Here is a 328-nt window from a genome sequence, read left to right on the forward strand (position 1 = left end):
TTCCGAAGACGCGTCAACAGCGCTGCTGGGTACACAAGACAGCCAATGTTCTCAACAGACTGCCGAAGTCCAGCCAACCGAAAGCCAAACGCTTCCTGCACGACATTTGGCAGGCTGAGACAAAAGCTGATGCGGAGAAGGCATTCGATACCTTCACCAAAACATACGAAGCGAAGTATCCGAAAGTTGCTGAGTGCCTTCTCAAGGATTACGAAGAGCTGATGAGTTTTTACGACTTCCCGGCAAAGCACTGGCAGAGCATCCGGACAACGAACCCGATTGAGTCGACGTTCGGAACGATACGACACCGGACTAAGCGCTCCAAAGG

1 protein-coding gene is annotated in these 328 nt (G+C 52.1%); it reads left to right on the forward strand.

The features are described from left to right. Window positions 1-328: transposase (locus MO867_RS22835; RefSeq protein WP_252473427.1), on the forward strand; the 328-nt coding region annotated here is incomplete at both ends.

Origin of the sequence: Microbulbifer okhotskensis (genome assembly GCF_023895975.1) — a bacterium.
Classification (GTDB): Bacteria; Pseudomonadota; Gammaproteobacteria; order Pseudomonadales; family Cellvibrionaceae; genus Microbulbifer; species Microbulbifer okhotskensis.